This window comes from Actinotalea sp. C106 (genome assembly GCF_023630195.1).
Lineage (GTDB): Bacteria > Actinomycetota > Actinomycetes > Actinomycetales > Cellulomonadaceae > Actinotalea.
Genome location: NZ_JALPKN010000168.1, coordinates 1 through 6,947, shown reverse-complemented (window position 1 = coordinate 6,947; position 6,947 = coordinate 1). Strand labels below are relative to the sequence as shown.

6 protein-coding genes are annotated in these 6,947 nt (G+C 73.1%); 2 read left to right on the top strand and 4 right to left on the bottom strand.

All coding sequences use genetic code 11. From position 1 onward, the window contains the following. Positions 1 to 236: 236 nt before the first annotated feature. Positions 237 to 2,006 carry an aspartate--tRNA ligase gene (gene aspS / locus L0B03_RS11750; RefSeq protein ID WP_250445979.1) on the bottom strand — a complete coding sequence of 590 codons (1,770 nt, stop codon included), beginning with the start codon at positions 2,004 to 2,006 and terminating at the stop codon, positions 237 to 239. Between the two features lie 183 nt (positions 2,007 to 2,189). Here aspS and L0B03_RS11745 point away from each other — a divergent pair, with 183 nt between their 5' ends. Next, positions 2,190 to 2,654 (top strand): PPOX class F420-dependent oxidoreductase, encoded by a 465-nt coding sequence (locus L0B03_RS11745; protein ID WP_250445977.1) that lies wholly within the window; start codon positions 2,190 to 2,192, stop codon positions 2,652 to 2,654. 36 nt (positions 2,655 to 2,690) lie between these two features. Here L0B03_RS11745 and L0B03_RS11740 read toward each other — a convergent pair whose 3' ends face one another. From L0B03_RS11740 to L0B03_RS11730, 3 genes are all read right to left on the bottom strand, one after another. Next, positions 2,691 to 3,728, bottom strand: coding sequence for an Rv2578c family radical SAM protein (locus L0B03_RS11740; RefSeq protein ID WP_250445975.1), 1,038 nt, complete (start codon positions 3,726 to 3,728; stop codon positions 2,691 to 2,693). A 71-nt stretch (positions 3,729 to 3,799) separates the two neighbouring features. Beyond that, complete coding sequence (gene hisS / locus L0B03_RS11735; protein ID WP_250445974.1) at positions 3,800 to 5,203, bottom strand: histidine--tRNA ligase; 1,404 nt, start codon at positions 5,201 to 5,203, stop codon at positions 3,800 to 3,802. Positions 5,204 to 5,222: 19 nt separating this feature from the next. Further along, positions 5,223 to 5,906 (bottom strand): MBL fold metallo-hydrolase, encoded by a 684-nt coding sequence (locus L0B03_RS11730; RefSeq protein WP_250445973.1) that lies wholly within the window; start codon positions 5,904 to 5,906, stop codon positions 5,223 to 5,225. A gap of 175 nt (positions 5,907 to 6,081) precedes the next feature. Between L0B03_RS11730 and L0B03_RS11725 the strand changes: the two genes are divergently transcribed. Next, complete coding sequence (locus L0B03_RS11725; RefSeq protein WP_250445972.1) at positions 6,082 to 6,807, top strand: peptidylprolyl isomerase; 726 nt, start codon at positions 6,082 to 6,084, stop codon at positions 6,805 to 6,807. Positions 6,808 to 6,947: the final 140 nt, after the last annotated feature.

Below are 6,947 nucleotides of genomic sequence, written 5' to 3'. Positions count from 1 at the left end.
CGCGGCGAGCCGCACCGCGGCCGGCGCGGTACCGCGGCCCATCAGCACGGTGGCCTGCTCGCGCTCGAGGGTGACCAGCACCGCGTCCTGGTCGGGGGCGACCAGCACCCCCGACCAGGCCTGCCGCTCACCGAGCAGCAGGCGGTCCTCCCGCCACACGCCAGGCAGCTGCTCGACCCGGCCTGCGACGCCGGACCCCGGCTCCTCCCCCGCCGAGCAGGCGAGGTCCTGGGTCGTCAGCCCTCACCCCGGGGCTCAGGCTCGGCATCCACGCCGGCCTCCTTGCGCTGCTCGGGGGTGATCGGCGCGGGGGCCCCGGTCAACGGGTCGAAGCCGCCGCCGGACTTGGGGAAGGCGATGACGTCGCGGATGGACTCCGAGCGTGTGAGCAGGGCGACGATCCGGTCCCAGCCGAAGGCGATCCCGCCGTGAGGCGGGGCTCCGAAGGCGAAGGCCTCGAGCAGGAAGCCGAACTTCTCCTGGGCCTCCTCGGCCCCGATGCCCATGACCTGGAAGACGCGCTCCTGCACGTCCCGGCGATGGATACGGATCGATCCGCCGCCGATCTCGTTGCCGTTGCACACGATGTCGTAGGCGTAGGCGAGGGCCTCGCCCGGGCTCTCCTCGAACCGGTCGATCCACTCGGGGGTCGGGGAGGTGAAGGCGTGGTGCACAGCCGTCCAGGACCCGGTGCCCAGGGCGACGTCGTCGTCCTCGCCGGTGGGCTTGAACAGGGGGGCGTCGACCACCCAGACGAAGGCCCACTGGTCCTCGTCGATGAGTCCGCCCCGACGGCCGATCTCCAGGCGTGCAGCCCCCAGCAGGGCGCGGGCCTCGGAGATCTTGCCGGCCGCGAAGAAGACGGCGTCGCCGGGAGAGGCCCCCACGGCCGCGACCAGCCCGGCGCGCTCCTCCTCGGAGAGGTTCTTGGCGACGGGACCGCCGAGCTCGCCGTCCTCACCGACGGTGACGTAGGCCAGGCCCTTGGCGCCACGCTGCTTGGCCCACTCCTGCCAGGCGTCGAAGCCGCGGCGCGGGGTCGCGGCACCGCCGGGCTGGACGACCGCGCCGACGTAGGCGGCCTGGAACACCCGGAACGGCGTGTCGCGGAAGTACTCGGTGAGCTCGACGAGCTCGAGGCCGAAGCGCAGGTCAGGCTTGTCCGTGCCGTACCGGGCCATGGCGTCGGCGAAGGTCATCCGCGGGATGGGGGTGGGGATCGTGTACCCGATGAGCTCCCACAGGCTGGTGAGGATCTCCTCGCCCACCGCGATGACGTCGTCCTGCTCGACGAAGCTCATCTCGACGTCGAGCTGGGTGAACTCGGGCTGACGGTCTGCGCGGAAGTCCTCGTCGCGGTAGCAACGGGCGATCTGGTAGTAGCGCTCCATCCCGGCGACCATGAGCAGCTGCTTGAACAGCTGGGGCGACTGGGGCAGGGCGTACCAGGAGCCGGGCGAGAGCCGGGCGGGGACGACGAAGTCGCGGGCACCCTCGGGCGTGGACCGCGTCAGGGTGGGGGTCTCGATCTCGACGAAGTCCTGCGCGTCGAGCACGCGGCGGGCCGCGGCGTTGACCTTGGCGCGCAGCCGCATCGCCGCTGCCGGCGCGGGGCGGCGAAGGTCGAGGTAGCGGTGCTGGAGGCGCGCCTCCTCGCCCACGTGCTCGTCCAGGGCCGAGGAGACCTGGAACGGCAGGGGCGCGGACTCGTTGAGGACCACGACGTCGGCAGCCGTGACCTCGACCTGCCCGGTGGCGAGGTTGGCGTTCTCGTTGCCCTCGGGGCGCTGGCCCACCGCGCCGGTGACCTGCAGGACGTACTCGTTGCGCAGCCCGTGCGCGACGTCCTCGTCGCGGATCACGACCTGGGCGACGCCCGAGGCGTCACGCAGGTCGATGAAGGCCACTCCCCCGTGATCGCGCCGACGGTCCACCCAGCCGGTGAGGGTGACGGTCTGGCCGATGTGCTCGGCTCGCAGCGAGCCGGCGGTGTGGGTGCGGAGCACGAAGGGTCCTTTCGGGGCGTCCTCGGGGAACGACGGCGGTCAGCCGTCGCCGGTCGAGTCTAGTGCCGTGCCCTCCCCCTGCTCGCGACGGGCCGCCCACCAGCGAGGCGCTCCCGGACCGGCGGAGGGGGCGACCACGTGGGAGCCTGGTCGCGGCCCTGGCAGCGAGCACCGGAGGAACCCATGGCACGCAAGGTCGCGACGTCGGACCGGATCGACCGCGAGGCACTGCTGGACTTCCTGCGTCCGCGGCACCACGCCGTCCTGCTGACCCGACGCCGGTCGGGCGCTCCGCAGATGTCTCCGGTGACCTGCGGGCTCGACGACGCAGGACGGCTCGTCATCTCGACCTATCCCGAGCGCGCCAAGGTCCACAACCTGCGGCGTGACCCTGCGGTGAGCCTGTGCGTGGTCTCCGAGGAGTGGGACCCCTGGGTGCAGGTCGACGGCACCGCGGAGGTCCTGGACCTGCCCGACTCGATCGAGCCCCTCGTGGAGTACTACCGGAACATCGCCGGCGAGCACCCTGACTGGGCCGAGTACCGCGCTGCGATGACGGAGCAGGGCAAGTCGATCATCCGGGTGACCATCGAGAGCTGGGGACCGGTCGCGACCGGTGGCTTCCCGGCCCGACTCGTCGAGGACTGAGGACCGGAGCCGGCGGGCCCTCGGGCCGCTGCACCCTCAGAACAGGGCTGGCTGCAGGTCCACGGGGCTCGGACCCACTCCCCTGCGCCAGCCGCTCGGCGCCGAGGAGGCTTCGCCACCGTCCAGAGCCGTGCGGGCCAGCCCATGACGACGCACCAGAGGCGCGACCCGGTCGGCGAGCCAGCGGCCGTACTCGCGGGGCACGTACGCCCCGTCCCCGTAGAGCCGCCGGTAGCGACCGACCAGCGCCGGGTGCTCGCGAGCCAGCCACTGCAGGTAGTAGGGCTTGACCGGACCCCGCAGGTGCAGGGCCATCACCGCCACCCCGGTGGCCCCCGCCGCCGCGATCTCGCCGAGCAGGGCGTCGAGATGCTCGGTCGAGTCCGTGAGCCAGGGCAGCACCGGCGCGACGAGGACGTCGCAGGGCAGGCCGTGCTCCCGGATCGCACGGACCAGGTCCAGCCGTGCGCGCGGCAGGGGCGTCCCGGGCTCGACCGACTGCTGGAGCGCAGGGTCGAGGACCGCGAGGGAGACCGCCACGCTCACCGGCACCTGCTCCGCGGCCGCGCTCAGCGCCGGGAGGTCCCGGCGCAGCAGCGGGCCCTTCGTGAGCACCGAGAGCGGAGTGCCCGAGCCGGCGAGGGCCTCGATGATGCCCGGCATGAGCCGGTACCGGCCCTCGGCCCGCTGGTACGGGTCGGTGTTGGTGCCGAGGGCCACGTGCTCGCGACGCCAGGACCTGCGCGTCAGCTCGGCCCGCAGCACCTCGACCACGTTGGTCTTGACGACGATCTGCGTCTCGAAGTCCCGCCCGGCGTCCAGGTCGAGGTACTCGTGGGTAGGCCGCGCGAAGCAGTAGGTGCACGCGTGCAGGCAGCCGCGCATCGGGTTCACGGTCCACCCGAAGGGGACCTTCGAGGCGGCGTGCACCTTGTTGAGGGCCGAGCGGGCTGCGACCTCGTGGAAGGTGACCCCCTCGAACTCCGGGGTCCGCACGCTCCGGACGAGCCCGCGCAGCGCCAGGCCGGGCAACGCCTGCTCGGGCGCCTCGAGCCGCTGACCGTCCCACCTCATGACGACAGTCGAACACGTGTTCGACTGTCGGTCAACCGTGCCACGGGGCCCGCGCGTGGCGGGCCGGGGCGCTACGCGGCCCCTGTGCCGCCCTCGCCCGGTACCGCCCGAGGGTGCAGGTCCTCGGCCGGGGGTCGCCACGTCGTGGGGTTGGCCCCGACCTGCTCCCCCGAGCGGATGTCCTTGACCTGGTGCGCCGTCGCCTCGTCCCCGGCGGAGGGGAACCAGACGAAGGGGATGCCTCGACGGTCGGCGTACCGGATCTGCTTGCCGAACTTGGCGGCGGTCGGCGCGACCTCGACAGGGATCCCTCGTCCGCGGAGCTCGGCGGCGACCTCGTCCGAGGCGGCCCGGCTCTCCTCGTCCACCACGGCGACGAGCACCGCCGACGGGACCGCGCGCGTCGCCTCGACCAGCCCGGCCGAGAGCAGCCGCGAGACCAGGCGGGAGACACCGATGGACAGCCCGACCCCCGGGTAGGTCGTCGACCCGTCTGTCGCCAGGGCGTCGTAGCGCCCGCCCGAGCAGATCGACCCGAGCTGCTCGTGCCCGACGAGCACGGTCTCGTAGACCGAGCCCGTGTAGTAGTCGAGCCCGCGCGCGATCTTCAGGTCGGCGACCACGGTCCCGGGTGCGCGACGTGACGCGGCGGAGATGAGCTGGTGCAGCTCGGTCAGACCGAGGTCGAGCATCTCGTCCTGGACCCCGAGCCGCTGGGCGAGCTCGCGCACCCGGTCCACGACCGCGGCGTCGTCCCCGTGCACCCCGGCGAGCTCGAGCATCGCGGCCGCCTGCGCGGGGCTCGCGCCCACCTCCGAGGAGAGCAGAGCGGTGACCCCGTCGGGCCCGATCTTGTCGAGCTTGTCGACCGAGCGGAGCACGGCCTCGACGTCCTCCAGGCCCAGCCCGCGGCTGAAGCCCTCCATCACCTTGCGGTTGTTGACGAGGATGCGCACCGGCGGCACACCGATCTCGGCCAGGGCCGCGAAGGCCGCCGCGATGACCAGGGGCAGCTCGACCTCGAGGTGGTAGGGCAACGTGGACTGCCCCACGACGTCGACGTCGGCCTGGGTGAACTCCCGGAACCGCCCGTCCTGGGGGCGCTCGCCCCGCCAGACCTTCTGGATCTGGTACCGACGGAAGGGGAAGGTCAGTCGACCCGCGTTCTCGATGACGTAGCGCGCGAGCGGGACCGTGAGGTCGAAGTGCAGACCGAGGCCGGCCGCGGCCTGGTCCGCGCCGCCCGCGCCGCCGTCGACGGTCGTCTCCTCCTGGAGGCGACGGAGGACGTAGACCTCCTTGGAGGTCTCCCCCTTGCGCAGCAGCTGGTCGAGGGGCTCGACCGCACGGGTCTCGATCCCGGCGAATCCGTGGAGCTCGAAGGTGCGACGGAGCACGTCCAGGACGTGCTGCTCGACGACGCGACCGGCGGGCAGCCACTCGGGGAATCCGGACAGGGGGGTGGGACGGGCCATGGGGCGTGATCCTTCCAGGTCACCGCGCGGCGCGCAGGTACGGGTTGCTGCGCAGCTCGGCACCGATGCTGCTCGAGGGGCCGTGACCCGGGAGGAGGACCGTCTCCTCGGGCAGGGTCGCCAGGTGCCCGAGGGTGCGCTCCATCGCGGCGCCGTCACCTCCGTGCAGGTCGGTGCGGCCGATGGTCCCGGCGAAGAGCACGTCCCCCGTGAGCGCGGTGCCGTCCTCGAGCACGTAGACCGTCGACCCCTCGGTGTGTCCCGGGGCGTGCAGCGCCGCGACGCCGAAGGGTGCCGCCCCACCGGCCAGGTCGAGGTCCGTGCGCGCGGCTCCGGCGCACGTGAAGGTCTGGACCCGGTCGGCCGGACGGTACTCCATGCCGGCCGAGGCAGCGGTCTGCGCCAGCTGCGCGCCTAGAGGCCCGAGGGTGGCGAAGGGGTCCGCGATCCGTGGCAGGTCGGCCTCGTGCAGGTGCAGGGGGACGCCGTAGGCCGTGCAGAGCTCGGCCGCGCACCAGGTGTGGTCCACGTGACCGTGGGTGACGAGGACCGCGACGGGGGTCCAGCCGCCCTCCTCGACGACCTCACGGACCTCCTCGACCACCCCCGCGCCAGGATCGACGACCAGGCAACGCGCGGCGTCGTCGGCCACCACGTAGCAGTTGGTGCCGAGCAGCGGGGAGACGACGGTCCGGATCAGCACCCGGGCAGCCTAGCCGCCCCCTCACGAGGACCGAGACCAACCCGTGACATGCCTGGCCACCCCCAGGTGGGGGTCGGGCCACGCCCTTGCCTAGACTGTGCGGGGCCTGGACGGTGCAGTCGCGTCCCCGGGCACTGCCGCACGTCCAGCGGCACCACGAGACGGGAGCGCCACGGTGGGGTCGAGCAAGCGCGAGCGTGAGTACGCACGCAAGCGCCACGAACGTTGGCTCGAGCACCAGGCTGCCGCCCGGGCCCGCCGTCGGCGCCTGCTCGTGATCGCGGCCTCCGTGGTTGGGGTGCTCGTGCTGGGAGGCGCGGTCGCGCTGGCCCTGCAGACCACAGGTGGCTCGCAGGAGGCCGACGGCACGACCCCGAGCACGGCCCCCGACCCTGCCCTCGCCGAGGACCGCGCGTGGGAGGTCGACCTGACCACCACCGCGGGGGACCTCGCGCTCGAGCTCGACGGCGCAGCGGCCCCCCAGGCCGTCGCCTCCTTCGTGACCCTCGCCCAGGCGGGGTACTTCGACGACACCACCTGCCACCGCCTGACCGTCGAGGGGATCTACGTGCTGCAGTGCGGGGACCCGACCGCGACGGGCTCGGGCGGGCCCGACTACACCTTCGGGCCCGTGGAGAACGCCCCGGCCGACGACGTCTACCCGGCCGGCACGGTCGCGATGGCGCGACTGGGCAACGACGGATCGAGCATGGGTAGCCAGTTCTTCCTGGTCTACGCCGACTCGACGATCCCCTCGGACAACGCCGGCGGCTACACCGTCTTCGGCGAGGTCACCGAGGGGATGGACGTGCTGCGCAGCGTTGCCGAGGCCGGCATCGCGGAGGGCAGCCAGCAGACCCCGGCCACCGAGGTCACCATCGAAGGAGTTGAGACGCAGTGAGCGACCACGAGCAGACCCCCCAGGACGAGACGGCCGACGCACCGGCAGCCGCCGTGACGCCCGAGGCGGACATGCCCGAGGCCGCCACGCCCGAGGTCGCGGCCGAGCCTGAGGCAGCGGCAGAGCCGGGCGCCGAGCCC

Bases quoted from the DNA above. Each gene is read 5' to 3' on its own strand.
- hisS (WP_250445974.1), bottom strand. From the start codon at position 5,203: ATGGCCCGTCCCACCCCCCTGTCCGGATTCCCCGAGTGGCTGCCCGCC.
- L0B03_RS11740 (WP_250445975.1), bottom strand. From the start codon at position 3,728: ATGAGGTGGGACGGTCAGCGGCTCGAGGCGCCCGAGCAGGCGTTGCCC.
- L0B03_RS11745 (WP_250445977.1), top strand. From the start codon at position 2,190: ATGGCACGCAAGGTCGCGACGTCGGACCGGATCGACCGCGAGGCACTG.